The 22,711-nt window shown below is 62.2% G+C and carries 18 protein-coding genes; 16 read left to right on the top strand and 2 right to left on the bottom strand.

Annotated features, from left to right (window positions below):
* From ACEN84_RS20965 to murB, 10 genes are all read left to right on the top strand, one after another.
* The gene (locus tag ACEN84_RS20965; protein ID WP_413709783.1) at window positions 1-474 is read left to right on the top strand and encodes a hypothetical protein; all 474 of its coding nucleotides are present in this window, start codon (window positions 1-3) and stop codon (window positions 472-474) included.
* A gap of 2 nt (window positions 475-476) precedes the next feature.
* Entirely contained in the window at window positions 477-2,228 is a 1,752-nt protein-coding gene (locus ACEN84_RS20960; RefSeq protein ID WP_112715490.1) for a peptidoglycan D,D-transpeptidase FtsI family protein, read from the top strand.
* 61 nt (window positions 2,229-2,289) lie between these two features.
* On the top strand, window positions 2,290-3,750 hold the full coding sequence (locus ACEN84_RS20955) for a UDP-N-acetylmuramoyl-L-alanyl-D-glutamate--2,6-diaminopimelate ligase (protein WP_413709782.1): 1,461 nt from the start codon (window positions 2,290-2,292) through the stop codon (window positions 3,748-3,750).
* Window positions 3,747-5,180, top strand: coding sequence for a UDP-N-acetylmuramoylalanyl-D-glutamyl-2,6-diaminopimelate--D-alanyl-D-alanine ligase (locus ACEN84_RS20950; RefSeq protein ID WP_413709781.1), 1,434 nt, complete (start codon window positions 3,747-3,749; stop codon window positions 5,178-5,180). The genes ACEN84_RS20955 and ACEN84_RS20950 overlap by 4 nt, the downstream gene beginning before the upstream one ends.
* Window positions 5,181-5,202: 22 nt before the next feature.
* Window positions 5,203-6,303: a phospho-N-acetylmuramoyl-pentapeptide-transferase gene (gene mraY, locus ACEN84_RS20945; protein ID WP_112715484.1), complete on the top strand. Its 1,101-nt coding sequence runs from the start codon at window positions 5,203-5,205 to the stop codon at window positions 6,301-6,303.
* A gap of 7 nt (window positions 6,304-6,310) precedes the next feature.
* Complete coding sequence (gene murD, locus ACEN84_RS20940; RefSeq protein WP_413709780.1) at window positions 6,311-7,723, top strand: UDP-N-acetylmuramoyl-L-alanine--D-glutamate ligase; 1,413 nt, start codon at window positions 6,311-6,313, stop codon at window positions 7,721-7,723.
* 1 nt (window position 7,724) lies between these two features.
* Window positions 7,725-8,879, top strand: coding sequence for a putative lipid II flippase FtsW (gene ftsW / locus ACEN84_RS20935; protein ID WP_112715480.1), 1,155 nt, complete (start codon window positions 7,725-7,727; stop codon window positions 8,877-8,879).
* Window positions 8,880-8,883: 4 nt separating this feature from the next.
* Window positions 8,884-10,008 (top strand): undecaprenyldiphospho-muramoylpentapeptide beta-N-acetylglucosaminyltransferase, encoded by a 1,125-nt coding sequence (gene murG, locus ACEN84_RS20930; RefSeq protein WP_413709779.1) that lies wholly within the window; start codon window positions 8,884-8,886, stop codon window positions 10,006-10,008.
* Complete coding sequence (gene murC / locus ACEN84_RS20925; protein ID WP_112715476.1) at window positions 10,005-11,420, top strand: UDP-N-acetylmuramate--L-alanine ligase; 1,416 nt, start codon at window positions 10,005-10,007, stop codon at window positions 11,418-11,420. Before murG ends, murC begins: the two co-directional genes overlap by 4 nt.
* Window positions 11,417-12,391, top strand: a complete 975-nt coding sequence (murB, locus tag ACEN84_RS20920; protein ID WP_130277993.1) for a UDP-N-acetylmuramate dehydrogenase — start codon at window positions 11,417-11,419, stop codon at window positions 12,389-12,391. Before murC ends, murB begins: the two co-directional genes overlap by 4 nt.
* 9 nt (window positions 12,392-12,400) lie before the next feature.
* Here murB and ACEN84_RS20915 read toward each other — a convergent pair whose 3' ends face one another.
* Window positions 12,401-13,498 carry a metallophosphoesterase gene (locus tag ACEN84_RS20915; protein ID WP_413709778.1) on the bottom strand — a complete coding sequence of 366 codons (1,098 nt, stop codon included), beginning with the start codon at window positions 13,496-13,498 and terminating at the stop codon, window positions 12,401-12,403.
* Between the two features lie 116 nt (window positions 13,499-13,614).
* A complete protein-coding gene (locus ACEN84_RS20910) occupies window positions 13,615-14,925 on the bottom strand; it encodes an MFS transporter (protein WP_413709777.1) in 1,311 nt (436 codons plus the stop codon).
* A 429-nt stretch (window positions 14,926-15,354) separates the two neighbouring features.
* Between ACEN84_RS20910 and ACEN84_RS20905 the strand changes: the two genes are divergently transcribed.
* The 6 genes from ACEN84_RS20905 to ACEN84_RS20880 all read left to right on the top strand — a co-directional run bounded on the left by ACEN84_RS20905 (window position 15,355) and on the right by ACEN84_RS20880 (window position 22,710).
* Window positions 15,355-16,281, top strand: coding sequence for a D-alanine--D-alanine ligase (locus ACEN84_RS20905; protein WP_413709776.1), 927 nt, complete (start codon window positions 15,355-15,357; stop codon window positions 16,279-16,281).
* Window positions 16,269-17,201: a cell division protein FtsQ/DivIB gene (locus tag ACEN84_RS20900; protein ID WP_413709775.1), complete on the top strand. Its 933-nt coding sequence runs from the start codon at window positions 16,269-16,271 to the stop codon at window positions 17,199-17,201. Before ACEN84_RS20905 ends, ACEN84_RS20900 begins: the two co-directional genes overlap by 13 nt.
* Complete coding sequence (ftsA, locus tag ACEN84_RS20895) at window positions 17,198-18,529, top strand: cell division protein FtsA (RefSeq protein WP_112715464.1); 1,332 nt, start codon at window positions 17,198-17,200, stop codon at window positions 18,527-18,529. The genes ACEN84_RS20900 and ftsA overlap by 4 nt, the downstream gene beginning before the upstream one ends.
* A gap of 57 nt (window positions 18,530-18,586) precedes the next feature.
* Window positions 18,587-20,326 (top strand): cell division protein FtsZ, encoded by a 1,740-nt coding sequence (ftsZ, locus tag ACEN84_RS20890; RefSeq protein ID WP_112715462.1) that lies wholly within the window; start codon window positions 18,587-18,589, stop codon window positions 20,324-20,326.
* Between the two features lie 291 nt (window positions 20,327-20,617).
* Window positions 20,618-21,574, top strand: coding sequence for a UDP-3-O-acyl-N-acetylglucosamine deacetylase (lpxC, locus tag ACEN84_RS20885; RefSeq protein ID WP_112715460.1), 957 nt, complete (start codon window positions 20,618-20,620; stop codon window positions 21,572-21,574).
* Between the two features lie 266 nt (window positions 21,575-21,840).
* Window positions 21,841-22,710 carry an outer membrane protein assembly factor BamD gene (locus ACEN84_RS20880; protein ID WP_199629177.1) on the top strand — a complete coding sequence of 290 codons (870 nt, stop codon included), beginning with the start codon at window positions 21,841-21,843 and terminating at the stop codon, window positions 22,708-22,710.
* Window position 22,711: the final 1 nt, after the last annotated feature.

Below are 22,711 nucleotides of genomic sequence, written 5' to 3'. Positions count from 1 at the left end.
GTGCTGAGAACGTTCGACTTCGTTTTGATCGGTGTCATGACGGCCGCGGCCGCCGTGACCTATACGATCAAGCATCGCGCCGAGCTGAAGCTCGAGGAGGTTCATCGCCTCGAGGCCGAGATCAAGCTCGAGAAGGACACGATCGAGCTACTGAAGGCCGATTGGGCCCTGCAGTCTCAGCCGAACCGGCTGGAGCGCCTCGTCAATACTTATAATGACGAGCTGAAGCTGCAGCCGACGGATTCGACCTCGCTCATCCATGCACGCGAACTGCCGATGCTGAAGTCGCAGGTTCCGGTTCCCGATGTCACCGAAGCCAAGGCCGACCAGAAGCCGGGCGTTCCTGCCGTGGCTGCGAAGAAGCCGGCGGCTGGAACGGCTATTGCCGCCAAGGCGGCGCCGAAGCCTGTGCCGCGGGCAGCTGTGCCCGAGGTCGAAGACCAGGACGAAATGGCAACCGGATCGGTGGAGTAAGCATGTCGTTTCTCTCTCGCATCATGGTTCTGAAGAGCCAGGCTCATTTCTCCTCCGGCGTCTATAACCGCTTCGGCGGCCCGACCGGCAGCCTTCCGCTGGAAGGTTCGCGCAAGAAGAAGTCCGGCCAGGCGAAAAGCCGCGTCGGCCTGCTGATCATCGGCTTCACGGCGCTTTACGGCGTCATCGGCGGCCGTCTCGTCGAATATGCAATGAAGGATCCTGAGGTCGTTTCCTCGATCCTGCCGCCCGACCGGCTGATGGCCTCGCGCCCTGATATTCTCGACCGTAACGGCGAAGTGCTGGCGACCGACATCCGCACGGTGTCGCTGTTTGCCGAGCCCAACAAGATCGTCGATGCCGACGAGGCGATCGAGAAGCTGGCGACCGTATTGCCGGATCTCGACGTCAAGGGCACCTATCGCAAGCTTTCGGTGAAGAGCTCGCATTTCGCCTGGCTGCGCCGCCAGCTGACGCCGAAGCAGCAGAGCCAGATCCTGGCACTCGGCATTCCCGGTGTCGGCTTTCGTCCGGAAAAGCGCCGCTTCTATCCGGGTGGTCCGACGGCCTCGCACATTCTCGGTTACGTCAATATCGACAACCGCGGCGTCTCCGGCATGGAGAAATATATCGACGATCAGGGGCTTGCCGATCTCGCTTCCGTCGGCATGACCAGCGGTCAGCCGCTCGAGCCGGTGAAGCTGTCGATCGATATCCGCGTTCAGAACATCGTCCGCGACGTCGTCACCAGCGCCGTGACCAATTACGAAGCCAAGGGCGCCGGTGCCGTCGTGCTCGACATCCATACCGGCGAAGTGCTCGGCATGGCTTCGGCGCCTGACTTCGATCCGAACAATCCGGAAGAGGGCGCCAAGGAAGGCTGGCTGAACCGCATGTCGAACGGCACGTTCGAAATGGGCTCGACCTTCAAGACCTTCTCGACCGCCATGGCGCTTGACAGCGGCAAGGTCAGCATCAACGACAGCTTCGATGCCAGCCGCCCGATCCGCATCGGCGGCTTCACCATCAACGACTTCCACGGCCAGCGCCGCTGGCTGACGGTTCCTGAAATCTTCGAATATTCGTCGAACATCGGTACCGCGAAGATGATCGATATCGTCGGTATGGAGATGCAGAAGGATTACCTGACGCGCTTCGGCCTGCTGACGAAGATGAAGACCGAGCTTCCTGAAGTGAAGATGCCGAGCCAGCCGAGGGTCTGGAAGAAGATCAACTCGATCACGATCTCCTTCGGCCACGGTGTTTCGACAACGCCGATGCAGACGGCGGTTGCCGGTGCTGCTCTCGTCAATGGCGGCAAGCTGATCGAGCCGACCTTCCTGCCGCGCACCCGCGAACAGGCGGACGAGACGGCGGAAGTCGTCGTCAAGAAGAGCACCAGCGACAGCATTCGCTATCTCTTCAAGTTGAACGGTCTGAAGGGGTCGGGCCGCAATGCCGACGTGCCGGGCTTCAATGTCGGCGGCAAGACGGGTACGGCCGACAAGGTCGTCAACGGCCGCTACGCCCACAACCTCAACTTCAACGCCTTCCTGGCAGCCTTCCCGATCGACAATCCGCGCTATGTGGTGCTGACTTTCTGCGACGAGCCGCATAACGGCGAGAAGGGCCAGAACATTGCCGCTTACACGGCTGCGCCGATGGTGAAGAACATTATCCGCCGCGCAGCCCCCATTCTTGGCGTCGAACCGCAATTCGGCGAAGACGGATCGGCCTTGTTGGTGTCTTATTGAGTCTGAATGAATACGGCGCCGATTCGCGTGGGGTGAGCGGCGCCAGAGAGAAAAGACATTGATGAAACTGCGGGACATTGCCGGAAGCGCATTTCCGGAAATCAAGGATCAACTCGACGGACCGGCAGGCGGGCTGGAAATTTCAGGCCTGACAGCCGACAGCCGCAAGGTCGAACGCGGCATGGCTTTCGTCGCCGTTGCCGGGACCAAGGCCGATGGCGCGGGCTTCATCGCCGACGCCGCCAGGAACGGTGCCGCAGTCGCGATCACCTCGCAGCCGGTCGAAGCTTCCATCCCCGTTCTCGTCGTCAAGGATCCGCGCCGCTTCCTGTCGCTTGCGGCCGCCAACTTCTACGGCAAGCAGCCGGGCACGATGGTTGCCGTAACGGGCACGGCAGGCAAGACCTCGGTCGCCTCCTTCACCCGCCAGATTTATGCTCATGCCGGGCATCCGGCCGCGATGATCGGTACGACCGGCGTCGTTTCGCCGACCCGCAACGATTACGGCTCGCTGACCACGCCCGACCCGGTTTCGCTGCACAAGCTGCTTGCCGAACTCGCCGATGAGGGCGTGACGCATGCCGCGATGGAAGCCTCAAGCCACGGTCTCGACCAGAGCCGCCTCGATGGTGTCAAGTTGGCCGCCGCCGCCTTCACCAATCTCGGCCGCGATCACATGGATTATCATCCGACGGTCGAGGACTACATGGCCGCCAAGATGCGGCTCTTCGATACGCTGCTGCCGAAGGGCTCGCCAGCGATCATCTTTGCCGACGACCCATGGTCGCCGCAGGCCATCGAAGCGGCCACCAAGGCCGGTCACGATGTCCGCACAGTCGGCCGCAAGGGCGATTACCTGACATTGAAGCGCGTCGAGCATTTCCGCCACAAACAGGTGGCCGAAGTGCATGTCGGCGACGAGATCTTCGAGGTCGATATTCCGCTGGCCGGCGATTTCCAGATCGCCAATGCGCTGGTTGCCGCAGGGCTTGCGATGTCGACAGGCGTTCCGGCCAAGGTCGCAATGGCTGCGCTCGAAAAGCTGCAGGGTGCTTCCGGCCGCCTCGAGCTGGTCGGCCACACCCAGGATGGCGCGCTCGCTTACGTCGATTACGCCCACAAGCCGGATGCGCTTGAGAACGTCCTGAATTCCGTCCGTCCGTTCACCACCGGCCGTGTCGTCGTGGTTTTCGGCTGCGGCGGCGACCGCGACAAGGGCAAGCGCCCGATCATGGGCGAGATCGCCTGCCGTCTGGCCGACGTGGTGATCGTCACCGACGACAATCCGCGCTCGGAAGATCCGGCGACGATCCGCGCCGAGATCATGGCGGCTGCGACCTGCGCCACCGAAATCGCCGACCGGTCGCTGGCGATCAGCAAGGCCGTCGCAATGCTGAAGTCGGGCGACACGCTGATTGTCGCCGGCAAGGGACATGAGGAAGGGCAGACCATCGGGAGTGTGACGCTGCCTTTCTCGGATCACGCCGAAGTGCGTGAGGCCTTGGAGGAGCTGAAACCTTGAACTGGCTTTGGACCACGGAAGACATGATCACCGCGATGGCGGGACGCCCCTTTGGCACGCTGCCGCAGGGGATCACCGGCATTTCCATCGACAGCCGCTCGATCGGGCCGGGCGAAGCCTTCTTCGCCATCAAGGGCGACCGCGTCGACGGTCACGACTATGCCTCGATGGCGATGGCCAACGGTGCGTCGCTGCTCGTCGTCAGTGAAGCGCGGCTTGCGGGTCTCGGCCGGCTGACCGTGCCGATGATCGTCGTCGACGATGTGCTGGATGCGCTTGGACGCCTGGCGATCGCCTCGCGCCAGCGCTCGCGGGCGCAGATCATCGCGGTGACCGGTTCGGTCGGCAAGACGACCACCAAGGAGATGCTGCGCCACGTGCTCTCGCCATCCGGCAAGGTGCATGCCTCGGTCGCCTCCTTCAACAACCACTGGGGCGTGCCGCTGACCCTGGCGCGCATGCCGCTCGATACGCATTTCGGCGTTTTCGAGGTCGGCATGAACCACCCGGGCGAGATCCGTCCACTGGTGCAGATGATCCGCCCGCATGTCGCCGTCATCACCACGATCGCGCCGGCCCATCTCGGCAACTTCAAGAGCATCAAGGAAATCGCTGCCGCCAAGGCCGAGATCTTCGAAGGCTTGACGCCCGGCGGTCATGTCGTGCTGAACCGCGACAACGACCAGTATAATTTCCTCGACCGCACCGCCCAGGCGCTCGGTATCACCAACATCCATTCCTTCGGCCAGCATGCCAAGGCGGAATTCCGTCTTGCCGAATTCAACGGTTCCGACGAGAGTTCGGCGCTGTGGCTGACGATCGATGGCGATACGCTCGAAGTGGCGATCGGCGCGCCCGGCCGCCATATCGCCGAGAACGCGCTTGCTGCACTCGGCGTCGTGACCCTCGTCGGTGCCGATCTCGACAAGGCGATCGATGCGCTGGCGACGCTGCAGCCCGAAAAGGGCAGGGGCAAGCGCCACAAACTGAGGCTCGGCGCAGGCACCTTGACCGTCATCGACGAGAGCTACAACGCCAACCCGGCCTCTATGCGCGCGGCGATCGCGCTGCTCGCTGCCGCCGTCCCGCAGGGCTACGGCCGCCGCGTCGCCGTGCTCGGCGACATGCTGGAGATGGGCGAATTTGCCGAGCGCGTACATTCCGATCTCGCCGGTCCGCTGCTTGCGGCCGGTATCGAACATGTCTGGCTCGCAGGCAAGGACATGCAGGCGCTGAGGGACTCGCTCCCCGACAGCGTTGCCGTCGAGTACCGCGAGACGACGGAAGAACTCAAAGATTTTGTACTGAACTCGGTCGAGCCGGGCGATGTCTTGATGGTCAAATCGTCATTGGGGATTGGTTTCGGCAAGATCGTTGCCGCGCTCCTTGACAAGTTTGCGCCATTTGCGGACACGCAGCGCGAGATTTGACCGGGTAAACAAGGGGCCCTGAATGCTGATTTGGCTAGTCGAACTGTCGGAACATTTTAAATTTCTGAACCTGTTCAGATACATTACCTTCCGCACAGGCGCCTCTCTTTTTACGTCCGCACTGATCGTCTTCCTGTTCGGGCCGATGATCATCCGGTCGCTGCGCATCCGCCAAGGCAAGGGTCAGCCGATCCGCGCCGATGGTCCGCAGACGCATTTCAAGAAGGCCGGTACGCCGACCATGGGCGGCCTGATGATCCTGGCCGGTATCGTCGGTTCGTCGCTGCTCTGGGCTGACCTCTCGAATGTCTATGTCGTGGCGACCCTGCTGGTGACGCTCGGTTTCGGCGCGATCGGCTTCTATGACGACTATCTCAAGGTGACGAAGCAGAGCGACAAGGGCTTTTCCGGCAAGGCCCGCCTCGGCATCGAGTTCATCATTGCCGGCATCGCCGTCTATTTCATGATGCGCACGTCGCTGGCCTCGGGTCCTGCGGGCTCGACCTTCGGCTCGTCGGTTGCCTTCCCCTTCTTCAAGGACTTCCTGATCAATCTCGGCATTATGTTCGTTGTCTTCGGCGGCTTCGTCATCGTCGCGGCCGGCAATGCCGTGAACCTGACCGATGGTCTCGACGGTCTGGCGATCGTTCCGGTGATGATCGCCGCGGCCTCCTTCGGCATCATCTCTTACCTCGCCGGTAACGCGGTGTTCGCGGGCTATCTGCAGATCAATTTCGTGCCCGGCACCGGCGAGCTTGCTGTCGTTCTCGGCGCCGTCATCGGCGCCGGTCTCGGCTTCCTGTGGTTCAATGCGCCACCCGCTGCAATCTTCATGGGCGATACCGGTTCGCTGGCGCTCGGCGGCACGATCGGCACCGTTGCCGTCGCCACCAAGCACGAGATCGTCATGGCGATCATCGGCGGCCTGTTCGTGATGGAGACGCTCTCGGTCATCATTCAGGTCGGTTTCTTCAAGATGACCGGCCGCCGCGTCTTCCTGATGGCGCCGATCCACCACCATTTCGAAAAGAAGGGCTGGACGGAAAGCCAGGTGGTCATCCGCTTCTGGATCGTTGCCGTCGGCCTGGCGATGCTCGGCCTTTCCACCCTGAAGCTGCGGTGAGCGGGCAATGATTCCGGTCACGACACTCGCTGGTAAGAAGGTCGCGCTTTTCGGGCTCGGCGGTTCCGGCCTTGCCACGGCCCGGGCGCTGGTTGCCGGAGGCGCAGAAGTCACGGCATGGGACGACAATCCTGATAGTGTCGCCAAGGCAGGTGCCGAAGGCATCGCGACGGCCGATCTTCACGGTATCGATTGGGCGGCGCAGTCACTCTTTGTGCTGTCTCCGGGAGTACCGCTGACCCATCCGAAGCCGCATTGGACCGTCGATCTGGCGCGTGCCGCCGGTGTCGATATCGTCGGCGATGTCGAACTCTTCGTTCGCGAGCGTCGCGCCCATGCGCCTGACAGCCCGTTCATCGCCATAACCGGCACCAACGGCAAGTCGACCACGACGGCGCTGATCGCCCATATCCTGAAATCGTCAGGCAGGGATACGCAGCTCGGCGGCAATATCGGCACCGCCGTTCTGACGCTTGATCCGCCGAAGGCGCAGCGCTTCTATGTGGTCGAGTGCTCGTCCTACCAGATCGATCTGGCGCCGACGCTCAATCCGTCGGCTGGCATCCTTCTCAACCTGACGCCCGATCATCTCGATCGTCACGGCACAATGCAGCATTATGCCGACGTCAAGGAACGCCTAGTCGCCGGAAGCGATACGGCGATCGTCGGTGTCGATGACAGCTATTGCGAAATGATCGCCGACCGCGTCGAGCGTGCCGGGACCAAGGTTGTCCGCATCTCGCGCCGACAGCCGCTGGCCGACGGTATCTACGCTGAAGGCACGCGCCTCATTCAAGCCTCCGGTGGCGCGGCACTGCCGCTTGCCGATCTCGATGGCATCCAGACGCTGCGCGGCAGCCACAACGCGCAGAATGCGGCTGCGGCCGTTGCTGCCTGCCTTGCCGTCGGCGTCAGCGCCGATGAGATCAGGGCAGGGCTCGCGTCCTTCCCGGGCCTGAAGCATCGCATGCAGCCGGTCGGCAGGCGCGGCCACGCCGTCTTCGTCAACGATTCGAAGGCGACCAACGCCGATGCGGCTGCACCAGCGCTGTCGAGCTACGACCGTATCTACTGGATCGCCGGTGGCCTGCCGAAATCCGGCGGGATCACGACGCTTGCGCCGTTCTTCCCACGCATCGCCAAGGCCTACCTGATCGGCGAGGCGGCGGCCGAATTTGCCGCGACGCTCGGCGAGGCGGTGCCCTACGAGATCTCCGGCACGCTGGAGCGCGCCGTCGCGCATGCGGCTGCCGATGCGGAAAAAGATGAAACTGGCCCTGTCGCGGTGATGCTATCCCCGGCTTGCGCAAGCTTCGACCAATATAAGAACTTCGAAGTCAGGGGCGATGCATTTGTCAGCCATGTGGCAGCGCTCGACGGAATCACCATGCTGATCGGTTCGGCAACAGGAGATAAATGACATGGTAAGCCGCGCGGAACGTGGGCCTCTGGCCGATTGGTTTTGGACCATCGACCGCTTTTTCCTGGCGATGTTCGTCTTCCTGATGGGCATCGGCTTCATGTTGTCCTTCGCCGCGTCGCCCGCGGTTGCCGAGCGCATCGGGCTCGAGCCCTTTCACTTCGTCAAGCGCCATGCGGCCTTCATGATCCCGTCGCTGATGGTGATGATCGGGCTGTCGTTCCTGACGCCGCGTCAGGTGCGCCGCACCGCCATCCTGCTGTTGATCGTCGCGCTGGCGATGATGCTGCTGGCGCTGTTCTTCGGCGTCGAAGTCAAGGGCTCCAGGCGCTGGGTAACGCTCGCCGGCATCTCCATCCAGCCGTCGGAATTCATGAAGCCGGCTTTCGTCGTCGTCTGTGCCTGGCTGTTCGCCGAGCATGCGCGCCAGCCGGAAATTCCGGGCAACCTCTTCGCCATCATCCTGTTCGGCATGGTCGCGGCACTTCTCGTCGCCCAGCCTGACCTTGGCCAGACGATCCTGACGACAGCGGTCTGGGGGGGCATGTTCTTCATGGCCGGGATGCCCTGGCTCTGGATCATCGTGCTCGGCGTCGGCGGCGCCGGCGGTCTCGTCTCGGCCTATTACGTCTTCCCGCACGTTGCCGGACGAATAGACAAGTTCATGACCGGCGAGGGCGACACGTTCCAGATCGATACCGCCCGCGAAGCGATCATCCGCGGCGACTGGTTCGGCCAGGGTCCGGGCGAAGGGATCGTCAAGCGCATCATCCCGGACGCGCATACCGACTTCATCTTCTCGGTCGCCGCCGAGGAATTCGGCATCATCTTCTGCATCGCGCTCGTTGCGCTGTTCACGGTCCTTGTCTTGAGGGGGCTGTCGCACGCATATAAGGAGAAGAACGACTTCAACCGGTTTGCCGTCGCCGGCCTCGTGCTGCAGATGGGCATCCAGTCGATCATCAATATCGGCGTCAATCTCGAACTGCTTCCGGCAAAGGGCATGACGCTGCCGCTGATTTCCTACGGCGGCTCGTCCATGGTGGCGATCTGCGTGACCGCCGGTTTCATTCTCGCGCTGACGCGCCATCGCCCGGAAAAACGTGCGCAGGACCGGAGCCTCTTCCGCGTGCCGCACGGAATGCCGGCGGAGTAAGAATATGAGTAAAGGCATCGTCCTTCTTGCCGCCGGGGGAACCGGCGGCCACGTCTTTCCCGCTGAAGCCCTCGCTTACGAGCTGAAGGCCCGCGGTTATTCCGTTCATCTAGTTACCGACAGCCGCGCCGAGCGCTATGCCGGCAAATTCCCGGCCGAACAGATCCATGTCGTGCCCTCGGCGACGATCGGCTCGAAAAACCCGATCGCGGTGGCGCGCTCGCTCTGGACGCTGTGGAGCGGCATGCGCGCGGCCAAGAAGCTGATCCAGAAGCTGAAGCCCGCCGTCGTCGTCGGTTTCGGCGGCTATCCGACCGTGCCGCCGCTGCTGGCCGCGACGCGCCTCGGCGTGCCCGCAATGATCCACGAGCAGAACGCCGTGATGGGCCGCGCCAACAAGGCGCTGGCGGCCCGCGTCCAGGCGATCGCCGGCGGCTTCCTCCCTGAAAATGGTGGCGCCTATCCCGAGAAGACGGTGACGACGGGCAACCCGGTTCGCCCGGCGATCATCGAGGCGGCAAAGGTTCCCTACGCGCCATCGCATCCGGGCGAGCCCTTCAATCTGGTCGTCTTCGGCGGCAGCCAGGGCGCGCAATATTTCTCCAAGGCGATGCCGACGGCGATCAGCCTGCTCGACGACAACCTGCGTGCGCGGCTGCGGATTACCCAGCAGGTGCGGCCAGAGGATATGGAAATGGTCGGCGGCTGCGTCGCGCAGCTGAAGATGGGCGCCGATATCGCGCCGTTCTTCACCGACATGGCCGAACGCCTCGCGAAAGCGCATCTTGTGATCTGCCGTTCGGGCGCATCGACCGTGTCGGAAATCTCCGTCATCGGCCGCCCGGCCGTACTCGTGCCTTATCCGCATGCTCTGGATCATGACCAGGCGGCGAATGCCGCAGCGCTTGCGGCGACCGGCGGCGCCAAGGTCATCGTCCAGGCCGAACTGTCATCCGAGAAGATCGCCTCGATCCTGACGCATGCGATGAACGACCCGGAAAAGCTGGCGCGGATGGCGGCGGCGGCAAAGCAGACCGGGAAACCGGACGCTGCGAACTTGCTTGCCGGCATGGTAGAGGCTATTGCCGCCGGACGTACAATTGCAGAGTTCAAGGGGGCACAGTCATGAAACTGCCGAAGGCCATAGGCCTCGTCCATTTCATCGGCATCGGCGGCATCGGCATGAGCGGCATTGCCGAAGTGCTGCATAATCTCGGCCACAAGGTTCAGGGATCCGATCAGTCCGACAGTGCGAACGTTCAGCGCCTGCGCGAAAAGGGCATCGAAGTCTTCGTCGGCCACAAGGCTGAGAACCTCGGCGATGCCGAAGTCGTGGTCGTTTCGACGGCGATCAAGAAGACCAATCCCGAACTGATCGCGGCGCGCGAAAAGCTGCTGCCGGTCGTTCGCCGTGCGGAAATGCTGGCCGAGCTGATGCGCTTCCGCAATGCGATCGCCATCGGCGGTACGCATGGCAAGACGACGACCACCTCGCTGGTGGCGACGCTGCTCGAAGCCGGTGGTCTCGATCCGACGGTCATCAACGGCGGCATCATCAACGCCTATGGCACCAACGCCCGAATGGGCGAGGGCGAGTGGATGGTGGTCGAAGCCGACGAATCCGACGGCACCTTCCTGAAGCTGCCGGCCGACGTTGCCGTCGTTACCAATATCGACCCCGAACATCTCGACCATTACGGCAATTTCGATGCCGTGCGCGCGGCCTTCCGCCAGTTCGTCGAGAACGTGCCGTTCTACGGCTTCGGCGTCATGTGCCTCGATCATCCGGAAGTGCAGGCGCTGGTCAGCCGTATCGAGGACCGCAAGGTCGTCACTTACGGCGAAAACCCGCAGGCCGACGTGCGTTTCATGAATGTCCGCATCGACGGCGCGCGCTCGATCTTCGACGTCGAGATCCGCCGTCGCCGTACCGGCAAGGTGTTCAAGCTCGACAATCTGGTGATGCCGATGCCCGGCCGTCACAATATCGCCAACGCCACGGCGGCGATCGCCGTCGCCAATCGCCTTGGCATTTCCAACGAGGACATCGCCAAGGGCCTCGCGTCCTTCGGTGGCGTCAAGCGGCGCTTCACGCTGACCGGCGAATGGAACGGCGTGCAGGTGTTCGACGACTACGGTCACCATCCGGTCGAGATCAAGGCTGTGCTGCGCGCCGCGCGCGAAGCCTGCAAGGGCCGGGTCATCGCCGTTCACCAGCCGCATCGCTATACGCGCCTGTCGAGCCTGTTCGAAGAATTCTCGAACTGCTTCAACGATGCCGACAGCATCTTCCTTGCTCCGGTCTATGCCGCGGGTGAAGAGCCGATCGAGGGCGTCGATTCCGAGGCGCTCGTTTCGCGCATCAAGGCGGGCGGCCATCGCGACGCGCGGTTCCTTCCGTCACAAGACGTACTACCTGAGCTGGTTGCAGAGATTGCAAAGCCGGGTGATTTCGTGGTTCTCTTGGGGGCTGGGAGTATCACTTATTGGGCAGCTGCACTGCCAAAGCAATTGGAAGGCCTTTCGGGAAAGTCTGCATGAAACAGGTCAATGGGGAAAAGCTTCTCGAGTCTCTGGGAGAAGGCGTCAAGGATATCCGCGGTCGTATCACGCCGGATGCCCCCATGGATCGCGTCACCTGGTTCCGTGCCGGCGGTCTCGCCGAGCTGATGTTCCAGCCGCATGACGAGGACGACCTGGTCGCCTTCATGAAGCTGCTGCCGGAAGAGGTGCCGCTGACCGTGGTCGGCGTCGGCTCGAACCTTCTGGTGCGCGACGGCGGCATTCCGGGCGTCGTTCTGCGCCTATCCGCCAAGGGTTTTGGCGGTCTGGAGCTTGCCGGTGAGAACCGCATCCGCGCCGGCGCGATCTGCCCCGACAAGCATGTCGCGGCGATGGCGATGGATAACGGCATCGGCGGTTTCCATTTCTACTACGGCATCCCGGGCAGCATCGGCGGCGCGGCGCGCATGAATGCCGGCGCCAATGGCGGCGAGACGCGCGAGCGTCTGGTCGAGCTGACGGCGATCGACCGCAAGGGCAACAAGCATGTGCTCTCGAATGCGGATATGGGCTATTCCTATCGCCATTCGTCGGCTGCCAAGGACCTGATCTTCACCTCGGTGCTGTTCGAAGGCTATGCCGAGGACCGTGCCAAGATCCGTGCCGACATGGATGCCGTGCGCAACCATCGCGAGACCGTTCAGCCGATCCGCGAGAAGACCGGTGGCTCGACCTTCAAGAACCCCGAGGGTCATTCGGCCTGGAAGCTGATCGACGAAGCGGGTTGCCGCGGTCTCGTCATCGGCGGCGCGCAGATGTCGTCGCTTCACTGCAACTTCATGATCAACATGGGGCAAGCGACCGGTTACGATCTCGAATATCTCGGCGAACAGGTTCGCCGCGAAGTCTTCGAGAATTCCGGCATCAAGCTCGAATGGGAAATCAAGCGTTTCGGCGTGTTCATGCCGGGCCGCGAAGTGCGTCCGTTCCAGGGCGTGACCAGCGAATAAGGCTGGCTTTTACAATCTGAGGGCTTTGCTGAAGGCGGTGTCGAAACGGACGCCGCCTTTGTCGTCTGCGGCTTCGCCGATCGCCACGTCCATCCGGTCGTTGCTGACACGCACCAGCGTGAAGCCGCCCATGAAGGCGGCCTTGGCCTTGAAGATGTCGATGCCGTTGACCTTGTAGGCCATCGGCGTGTCGTGTTCGTGGCCGTGGAAAATGCCGATTACGTTGTAGCCGCTGAGGCTTGCTAGCAGATCCTGACGTTCTGATTCATCCCACCAATGCGGCGTTCCGGTGCCGTTGTCGTCGAAGGTGCTCTTGGCCGGGTCCCAGCGCTCGGTGGAGAAATGATCCCAGCCGTAGTGCTGGAAGATGACGACGGGCCTGCCGTCGGATGCGTAGGTCTTCAGATCCTGCTTCATCCAGTCGAGGCTGCTTGCCGTGCCCTTGCTGTTATCGCCGCCATAGCGCTGCGCCTGGATCAGATGCAGGCCGCCCCAGTTCCAGGAGTAATTGTCGGAAGCCTCGTCGTAATTGTCGACGGGAACGGCCGGTTTGAAGAAGACGCTCGGTTTGTGGTTCATCTGCACGTAGTCGCGCAGCTCGTCGCGATACCAGTCGACCTGCGGCGGGCGGCCATCCTGATCGAGGTCGTGATTGCCGAGCCCGACATAGACGGGGAAATGGACGTGGTCGGAGCCGCGGCCTTGCTGGTAGCGATGCGAGAACTGCAGGAGTTGCGAACCCTCGGCGAATTCCGCCGTCTGGCCGCCGCCATCGTCGGTGACATCGCCGCAGACGATGATCCCCTGCGGGCGGGCGATCTCCTTGCCGGCGACGCTGAGGCCGCTCGGCTTGCCGGCGATCTCTTCGGGCCATGTCTGATGGTGGATGTTGTTGAGCGCCAGGATGTGGCGCAGCAGGTTGGCGTCGGTCTTGCCTTCCTGCTGGCAATTGGGGCTGAGGCCATCGCCGATACGGCAGGCATGGACGTCGTTGATGACGAGGAAGGTGACGTTGACATCGGGGACGGCGGCGCGCGACAGGCGCGGCATCGACAGCGCAAAACCTGCGCCCATACCCTGTGTCAGCAGTGACCGTCTCGTCAGCATGATCGTCCTCTCTCCTGCTTTTGAGGAGAGAGTAGGGGGCAGATGTTAACAGACAAGAATCGAAAAGGCCGCGGTGTTATCACCGCGGCCTCTCATCGATTGGGCTTTTGAAGCGCTTAGACTTCTTCGCGGCCGGACAGCAGGATGCAGACCAGCGAGATCACTGCTGCGCCGGAAAGATAGTAGCCGACATAGGAGAGATCGTAATGCGTCGCCAGCCAGCTGGCGATGTTGGGTGCCAGCGAGGCGCCAAAGATGCCGCCGAGGTTGAAGGTCATCGAGGCGCCGGTATAGCGCACCGAGGTCGGGAAGGGGGCCGCAAGTGCAGCGCCGATCGGACCGTAGGTGAAGCCCATCAGCGCGAGGCCGATGATCGAGCACAGGAAGGCGCCCGTCAGGCCTGCGGTCAGCAGCGAGGCGTAGAAGAAGCCGAAGATCGCGATGCCGATCGTTACCAGGATCAGGATCAGGCGGCGCGAGTAGCGGTCGGAAAGCAGGCCGGAGAGCGGGATCGTCAGGCCGAAGAACACGACGCCGACGAGCTGGATGACCAGGAACTGCTCACGCGAGTAGCCGAGCTTCGACGTGCCCCAGGACAGTGTGAAGACCGTCATCAGGTAGAACAGAACGAAGGTGGCGACGGCGATGAAGGTGCCGAGAACCAGGCTGCGGAAGTGCTTGGTGAAGACGACGGCGACCGGAACGGCAACGCGCTCGTGCTTCTCGACGGCCTTCTGGAACTCCGGCGTTTCGGCGATCTTCAGGCGGACATAGAGACCGACGGCGACGAGCGCGAGGCTGGCGACGAAGGGAATGCGCCAGCCGAAGGCCAGGAAGTCCTCGTTGGTCATCGTTTCCGTCAGGATCAGGAAGAAGCCGGAGGAGAGGATGAAGCCGATCGGCGCGCCGAGCTGCGGGAACATGGCGTACCAGCTGCGCTTGCCGGGAGGGGCGTTTTCAGTGGCGAGCAGCACGGCGCCGCCCCATTCACCGCCGAGGCCGAGACCCTGGCCGAAGCGGCACAGTGCCAGGAGCAGGGGCGCCACGATGCCGATCGAGTCGTAGCCCGGCAGCATGCCGATCGCCACGGTCGACAGGCCCATGGTCATCAGCGCGGCAACGAGCGTCGCCTTGCGGCCGATACGGTCGCCGAAATGGCCGAAAAGGATGCCGCCAAGCGGGCGTGCGAAGAAGGCGATCGAGAAGGTGGCGAAGGACTGAAGCTGTGCAGAGGCCGGATCACTCGTCGGGAAGAAGAGATGCGGGAAGACCAGCACGGCGGCCGTCGCATAGACGTAGAAGTCAAAGAATTCGATGGTGGTGCCGACGAGGCTCGCGATCAGAACACGCGCCGGCGAATTGACTTGCGCACTGTTCGAAGAGGAGGGAGTCGGCGATACGGGTGATATCGCGTCAGACATTGTCATTCCAATCAGGATTGCTGTTTGCCTTGGGAGGCAAGCGGGTCTTAACGCAATTTTAAGTCGGCGCAAACGCCAAAGACGCAAGAAAGCCACAAAATCGCGGGGCTTTTCTTTGGCTTTCCGATTCTCCTCGATTCCGTCGCCGCGCGCCTTCGGTCCGGCGATTGTGACAGCGGCGGCGGAAGGCGCTAGGGGCTGTGGAGTTGATTCAAGGCTGAATCATAAGTCTATGATAAAGCGAAGCTATTTCGGCTGTTTCAGCTTCATGATCGGATTCAAGAATGTTTCATAAATGACGTCCGTTAACAAAAGTAAACGGTTCATTAACCATATTAGTGTTTGATTGCCTTCAAGTCTGAAGGGCTGAGATTCGACTGCGAAAGCCTCGCGCAAGCGTCGAAATTCATGCCGGAAGTTATTTTGGGGGTAAGTATGAGTCGCAAGCATGTCGCTGTCCTGATGGGCGGATTTTCTTCGGAGAGGCCTGTGAGCCTGTCTTCGGGGAAGGCATGCGCTGAGGCTCTCGAAGCTGAGGGCTTCCAGGTCACGACCATCGATGTCGACCGCGACGTTTCCGCCAAGCTTTCTGCTCTCCGTCCCGATGTTGCCTTCAATGCCCTGCATGGGCCGTTCGGCGAAGATGGGACGATCCAGGGCATTCTTGAATATCTCGAGATTCCCTACACGCATTCCGGCGTGCTCGCCTCGGCGCTCGCCATGGACAAGGGCAAGGCCAAGGGTGTTGCAGCGGCGGCCGGTATTCCGGTCGCTCAGTCCGAAGTCATCAATCGCTTCGCCTTTCCGGCCGAGCACCCGATGAAGCCGCCCTATGTCGTGAAGCCGGTTCGTGAAGGTTCGAGCTTCGGTGTGCTGATCGTTCAGGAAGATCAGTCGCATCCGCCGCAGGTCATCAGCTCTCCCGAGTGGCGCTATGGCGAAGAGGTTCTGGTCGAGCGCTACGTTCACGGCCGCGAGCTGACGTGTGGCGTGATGGGTGATGCGGCACTTGGTGTTACCGAGGTGGTGCCGCTTGGCCACAACTTTTATGACTATGATGCGAAGTACGCCGCGGGCGGTTCGAAACATGTCATTCCAGCAAAAATTTCACCGAAAATTTACCAAAAAATACAATCATTGGCACTAAGGGCGCATCAAGCAATTGGTTGCCGTGGCGTTAGCAGATCCGACTTTCGCTACGACGATCGCTTCTCCGAAGATGGCGAAATCATCTGGCTCGAGGTCAATACTCAGCCGGGAATGACTCCAACCTCTCTGGTGCCCGAAATGGCCGGTCATGCCGGTTATTCCTTTGGTGAGTTTCTGCGCTGGATGGTGGAGGACGCTTCTTGTTCTCGGTGACAGTTAAAAGGATAGGGCGCCCGAGCCGCCAGGACGACGTCGCCTTCCCGGAAGGTGATAGCCGCATGGTGCTGCCGCGTCCGCTGCGCCGCGTCGTGCGCTTCCTTGTCAGTCTCGGAACCGGGCGCATCTATATCCCTGCGCATGCCGGTACCGTTTCGGCTCTGGCCTTTCTTGCCGCGACCGGCCTCTACGGCATGTCGCTCGGTGGTCACACGGAAGCGGTCGCGCAGGCGACGACGACGGCTGCTGGCTTTGCCATCGAAGACGTGAAGGTCTCCGGCAACACGGCGACTTCCGAAATCGAAATCCTCGAGCTTCTCGGCCTCGACGGTACGACGTCGCTCGTCGCTCTCGACGTCGATGCAGCCCGCCAGAAGATCGCCAAGCTTCCCTGGGTCGAAAGCGCCGAGGTTCGCAAGGTCTATCCGAAGACGATCGAAGTGAAGCTCAAGGAGCGCCAGGCCTATGCAATCTGGCAGCACGGCCAGGAGCTTTCGCTGATCGAGCGCAACGGTTCGGTCATCGCGCCGCTGCGCGACAACAAGTTTTCCAACCTTCCGCTTGTCGTTGGCCGCGATGCCGAGACGGCCGCAGCCGCGCTCGAGGGCGAATTCGCCAACTGGCCGGATATCAAGGCCCGCGTGAAGGCTTACGTCTGGGTCTCCAGCCGCCGCTGGGATCTGCATCTCGACAATGGTGTTGTCGTGAAGCTGCCGGCCGACGATGTCGACCAGGCTCTGGCGACACTTTCGAAGCTCGACAAGGAACAGGATCTTCTGGCGCGCGACATCGCAGCCGTCGATCTCCGATTGGCAGACCGGACCGCAATCCAGCTCACCCCCGAGGCGATGGCCCGGCGTCAGGTGGTGCTCGATCAGCGGACCAAGGATTTGAAGAAGGCGGGGCAGAATATATGAGCTTGTTCGGTTCATCCCACTTTGGATTGCCGCGCCTGAAGCCGCTTTCGTCTAAGCGGTCGCACATCGTTTCGGTGCTCGACATCGGATCGACGAAAGTCGTCTGCATGATCGGCCGGCTGACGCCGCGCGAGGAGAGCGAAATCCTCCCGGGCCGCACGCACGACATCGAGATCATCGGTATCGGTCACCAGCGCTCCCGCGGCATCAAGACCGGCGTCATCGCCGATCTCGACGCGCTCGAGAGCGTCATCCGTCTCGCCGTCGATGCGGCCGAGCGCATGGCCGGCCTCACGGTCGAAAGCCTGATCGTCAACCTGACGGCCGGCCGTCTCGGCAGCGACGTCTATACGGCGACGATCGATCTCGGCGGCCAGGAAGTCGAACTCAACGACCTCAAGAAGGTTCTGGCTGCAGCCTGCCAGCAGTCGCTGCGCCAGGACCGCGCCGTGCTGCACTCGCTCGCAACCGGCTTCTCGCTGGACGGCGAGCGCGGCATTCGCGACCCCTTGTCCATGTACGGTGACATGCTCGGTGTCGACATGCATGTCGTCACCGCGGAGCGCGCCGCCCTCAAGAACCTCGAGCTCAGCGTCAACCGCGCGCATCTCTCCGTTGAAGGCATCGTTGCGACGCCTTACGCTTCGGGTCTTGCGGCACTCGTCGACGACGAAGTCGAGCTCGGCTGCGCGGCTATCGACATGGGCGGCGGCACGACGACGATCTCGGTCTTTGCCGAAGGCAAGCTGGTTCATACCGACGCTGTCGGCCTTGGCGGCCATCACGTCACCACCGACCTCGCACGCGGTCTGTCGACCCGTATCGAAGATGCCGAGCGCCTGAAGGTCGTTCACGCTTCGGCGATGTCGAATTCTTCGGACGAGCGTGAACTGATCTCGATCCCGCCGATCGGCGAAGACGAGCGCGATCTGCCGACGCAGGTTCCGCGCGCACTCGTCTCGCGCATCGTCGGCGCGCGCATCGAAGAGACGATGGAATTGATCCGCGACCGGATCCAGCGTTCGGGCTTCAGCCCGATCGTCGGCAAGCGCGTCGTGCTGACGGGCGGCGCAAGCCAGCTCACCGGCCTTGCAGACGTGGCCCGCAAGATTCTGGCCCGCAACGTTCGTATCGGCCGCCCGATGGGCGTCTCCGGCCTGCCGACGGCAGCCAAGGGACCAGCCTTTTCGACGGCGGTCGGCCTGATGATCTATCCGCAGGTCGCGGACATGGAAACACATGCGTCACAGAGCGGCCTGCTCTTGTCGCTTGGGGGAAATAACAGCCGCATAGCCCGGATGGGCCAGTGGCTGAAGGAAAGCTTCTGAACATCGAGTGAATTGGCCGGCGTGGCGATGCGGCCATAAAGAGAAGGAACGGGTACCATGACTATCAAGCTGCAAAAGCCTGACATCACAGAGCTGAAGCCGCGTATCACCGTGTTCGGTGTTGGCGGCGGCGGCGGCAATGCTGTCAACAACATGATCTCCGCCGGCCTCCAGGGCGTCGACTTCGTCGTTGCCAACACGGATGCGCAGGCTCTGACGATGACGAAGGCGGAGCGGATCATCCAGCTCGGCGCCAACGTCACCGAAGGCCTCGGTGCAGGTTCGCAGCCGGAAGTCGGCCGTGCAGCCGCCGAAGAGTGCATCGATGAGATCATCGACCACCTGAACGGCACGCATATGTGCTTCGTCACCGCCGGCATGGGCGGCGGTACCGGCACCGGCGCTGCTCCTGTCGTCGCACAGGCCGCCCGCAACAAGGGCATCCTGACCGTCGGCGTCGTCACCAAGCCGTTCCAGTTCGAAGGCGGCCGCCGCATGCGTCTGGCCGAAGCCGGTATCGAAGAGCTGCAGAAGTCGGTCGACACGCTGATCGTCATTCCGAACCAGAACCTCTTCCGTATCGCCAACGACAAGACGACCTTTGCCGACGCCTTCGCGATGGCCGACCAGGTCCTCTACTCGGGCGTTGCCTGCATCACCGACCTGATGGTGAAGGAAGGTCTCATCAACCTCGACTTCGCCGACGTCCGCTCGGTCATGCGCGAAATGGGCCGTGCGATGATGGGCACCGGCGAAGCATCCGGCCAGGGCCGCGCGATGCAGGCTGCTGAAGCCGCTATCGCCAACCCGCTGCTCGACGAAACCTCGATGCGCGGCGCACAGGGCCTGCTGATCTCGATCACCGGTGGCCGCGACCTGACGCTCTTCGAAGTCGACGAAGCCGCAACCCGCATCCGCGAAGAAGTCGATCCGGACGCCAACATCATCCTCGGCGCGACGTTCGACGAATCGCTCGAAGGCATCATCCGCGTATCGGTCGTTGCGACCGGTATCGATCGCGCTGCCGCCGAAGCGTCCACCAAGACCTTCCAGCCGGCCGCAAAGCCGATCATCCGTCCTTCGGCGGCCGTTGCTCCGGCTCCGGCCGCAGTACAGCCTGCTCCGGTCATGCAGGCACCGAAGCCGGTTGATACCGTTGCGCAGACGATCCGCATGGCGGAAGCCCAGATGGAACGCGAACTCGACATCGTCGCTCCGCGCGCTCCGGCCCCGGCTCCCGTCCAGCAGCCGGTCGCCCAGGAAACCTTCCGTCCGCAGAGCCGCATCTTCGCAGCAGCACCGGAAGCTCCGGTCGCCCGTCCTGCACCGATGCAGATGCAGCCTGCTCCGGCTCCGGTCATGAGCCAGCCGGCTCCCCAGCCTGTCATGATGCAGCAGCCTGCACCGGTTGCGCCACAGCCGGTCCGCCAGGAGCCTGCCATGCAGCAGCCGACGCGCATGCCGAAGGTCGAGGACTTCCCGCCGGTCGTCCAGGCCGAGATCGATCACCGCTCGCAGCCCGTCGCCGCACAGGCTCACGAAGAGCGCGGCCCGATGGGCCTGCTCAAGCGGATCACCAACTCGCTGAACCGCCGCGAAGAGGAAGTTGCTCCTGAGATGACGTCTGCTCCGGCAGCCGCTTCCCAGCAGCGCCGTCCGCTTTCGCCGGAAGCCAGCCTCTACGCTCCGCGTCGCGGCAACCTCGACGACCAGGGCCGCGCCGTTCCGCAGGCCCGCATGATGCAGGAAGACGACCAGCTCGAAATTCCTGCCTTCCTGCGCCGTCAGTCGAACTAAGCAGACACAGAATCGCCACGCCGAGCGCCCGGGATCACAGTCCCGGGCGCTTCTGTTTCAAGCCCTCGCGCGAGGGTGAAATTAACAAATCATTTCAAGTGCATGGTTTCGTAACAATCCGAAACGAACAGTGATTTGGAATGGAGCCCGGGCGCACGTATGTATGAGGTCAGGGGACCGCGCCTTGACGCCATATGGCGACAATCCGGCGGTGTGGACAAAGAAACTTGGCGGTTTGTTTTCGGTGCTTTGAGCGCTAGGAACCATCAAGGGTAATGAAGGCAGAATTTTATGGTTATTGGCATGCTTGGCTTCCAGACGACGGTTTCTCGCCCGGTGACGCTTTCGGGCACCGGCGTTCATTCCGGCGCGGAAGTCTCCATCACCTTCAATCCGGCTGAAGTTGATACGGGCGTTGTTTTTCAGCGCATGCACGAAAACGGCTCGGTGACTGAACTGCGCGCGGTTTCCTCGCAGGTCGGCAATACGGACCTCTGCACGGTTCTCGGTTTCTCTCCGGCGCATTCGGTCGCGACGATCGAACATGTCATGGCCGCCGTCTATGCGCTTGGCCTCGACAACGTGATGATCGAAGTTCACGGCGCCGAAATGCCGATCATGGACGGCAGCTCCGCTCCCTTCATCGAAGCGATCGAGCAGGTCGGCCTCGTCTCTCTCGGCGTCAAGCGCCGCTACATCCGTATCACCAAGCCGGTTCGCATCGAGCATGGCGGCTCGTGGAGCGAGTTCCGCCCCTATGACGGCACGCGTTTCGAAGTCGAGATCGATTTCGAATGCCCGCTGATCGGCCGCCAGAAGTGGGAAGGGGACCTGACCGCGCAGACGTTCAAGACCGAACTGTCGCGGGCCCGCACCTTCGGCTTCATGCGCGACGTCGAGCGTCTGTGGGCTTCGGGCCACGCTCTCGGTTCCTCGCTTGAGAATTCCGTCGTCATCTCCGACGACAACACGGTCATCAATGTCGAAGGCCTGCGTTACGCCAAGGACGAGTTCGTACGTCACAAGACGCTCGACGCCGTCGGCGATCTGGCGCTTGCCGGCGCTCCCTTCATCGGCTGCTACCGCTCCTACCGCGGCGGTCACAAGATGAACGCCAATGCGCTCAAGGCGCTGCTCAGCGATCCCAGCGCTTACGAAGTCGTCGAGACCTCGGCTGCCCGCCCGCGCGTTGCCGCTCGTGACTTCATTGCAGTGAATGCTCCCGGCTTCGCCCCCTGGTCGGCGTGACCTCCAGAACGAATTCCTAGACCAGGACCGCCTCCCTCGGGAGGCGGTTTTTTTATGCCGGGTTTCCACCGGATAGTGTTTTTGCGGCAGATGCTTAGCTGCAACAGAGGGAATCAAAGATAAAAAGCCGGATATTCTCTGGGCCGATGCCACAAAAATGCGTTAATGCGTCATCATTGCGTTGCTCTCGCCGCACATTTATGGCTAGAAACGCCAGCGAGGTGTGGCTGCCGCTAAGAGTGGGTAGCGGGAGTCGGGATTTATCTATGAGTTATGCAAGGTCTGAAGGTATGATGAAGACAGCGCGCGCTTTGCTCGCATCGCTCGTGGTGCTGAGCGCAGGCGCCTTGATTTCCGGTTGCCAGTCGGATCCAGATATCGACATCACCAAGCTCGGCCTCGACAACGACCCGCCGGATGTTCTCTACAATCAGGCGCTTGCCAACATGAAGGCAGGCAACATGGCCGAAGCGGCGCGCAAGTTCGACGCCATCGACCGTGAAAACCCGTTCTCCGAATGGGCCCGCAAGGCCCTCGTGATGAGCACCTTCGTCAAATACCGCCAAGGCAAGATCGACGACGCTCTGGCTTCCGGCAACCGCTACATGGCGCAGTATCCGGCCTCCAAGGACGCCGCCTACGTGCAGTACCTGATCGGACTGTCCTATTCGAAGCAGATTTCCGACGTCACCCAGGACCAGCGTGCCTCGTCCAAGACGATCGACGCGATGCAGGCCGTCATCGACAAGTATCCGGACTCCGAATATGTCGACGACGCTCAGGCCAAGATCCGCTTTGCCCGCGACCAGCTCGCCGGCAAGGAAATGCAGATCGGCCGCTACTATCTTGAGCGCAAGGAGTATCTTGCCGCTATCTCCCGTTTCCGTATCGTGGTTGAAAAGTACCCGAATACGAATCAGGTCGAGGAAGCGCTCGCCCGTCTGGTCGAAGCCTATTACGCGATGGGTATCGTGGAAGAAGCTCAGACTGCGGCAGCCGTTCTCGGCCACAACTATCCGGATAGCCAGTGGTACGCCGATTCCTTCAAGCTGCTGAAGAATGGCGGCGCGGAGCCGCGGGAGAACAAAAGCTCCTGGATTTCCGAAGCCGGCCGGAAGCTGCTGCTCGGCTCGTGAG

It is taken from the genome of Rhizobium sp. Rhizsp82, from assembly GCF_047325115.1.
Classification (GTDB): domain Bacteria; phylum Pseudomonadota; class Alphaproteobacteria; order Rhizobiales; family Rhizobiaceae; genus Rhizobium.
The sequence above is the reverse complement of the archived record's forward strand: the minus strand, read 5'-3'. Positions and strand labels throughout refer to the sequence as shown.

Coding starts and splice junctions, on each gene's coding strand:
- ACEN84_RS20960 (WP_112715490.1), top strand. CDS start 477: ATGTCGTTTCTCTCTCGCATCATGGTTCTGAAGAGCCAGGCTCATTTC.
- ACEN84_RS20955 (WP_413709782.1), top strand. CDS start 2,290: ATGAAACTGCGGGACATTGCCGGAAGCGCATTTCCGGAAATCAAGGAT.
- mraY (WP_112715484.1), top strand. CDS start 5,203: ATGCTGATTTGGCTAGTCGAACTGTCGGAACATTTTAAATTTCTGAAC.
- murD (WP_413709780.1), top strand. CDS start 6,311: ATGATTCCGGTCACGACACTCGCTGGTAAGAAGGTCGCGCTTTTCGGG.
- ftsW (WP_112715480.1), top strand. CDS start 7,725: ATGGTAAGCCGCGCGGAACGTGGGCCTCTGGCCGATTGGTTTTGGACC.
- murG (WP_413709779.1), top strand. CDS start 8,884: ATGAGTAAAGGCATCGTCCTTCTTGCCGCCGGGGGAACCGGCGGCCAC.
- murC (WP_112715476.1), top strand. CDS start 10,005: ATGAAACTGCCGAAGGCCATAGGCCTCGTCCATTTCATCGGCATCGGC.
- murB (WP_130277993.1), top strand. CDS start 11,417: ATGAAACAGGTCAATGGGGAAAAGCTTCTCGAGTCTCTGGGAGAAGGC.
- ACEN84_RS20915 (WP_413709778.1), bottom strand. CDS start 13,498: ATGCTGACGAGACGGTCACTGCTGACACAGGGTATGGGCGCAGGTTTT.
- ACEN84_RS20910 (WP_413709777.1), bottom strand. CDS start 14,925: ATGACAATGTCTGACGCGATATCACCCGTATCGCCGACTCCCTCCTCT.
- ACEN84_RS20905 (WP_413709776.1), top strand. CDS start 15,355: ATGAGTCGCAAGCATGTCGCTGTCCTGATGGGCGGATTTTCTTCGGAG.
- ftsA (WP_112715464.1), top strand. CDS start 17,198: ATGAGCTTGTTCGGTTCATCCCACTTTGGATTGCCGCGCCTGAAGCCG.
- ftsZ (WP_112715462.1), top strand. CDS start 18,587: ATGACTATCAAGCTGCAAAAGCCTGACATCACAGAGCTGAAGCCGCGT.
- lpxC (WP_112715460.1), top strand. CDS start 20,618: ATGGTTATTGGCATGCTTGGCTTCCAGACGACGGTTTCTCGCCCGGTG.
- ACEN84_RS20880 (WP_199629177.1), top strand. CDS start 21,841: ATGAGTTATGCAAGGTCTGAAGGTATGATGAAGACAGCGCGCGCTTTG.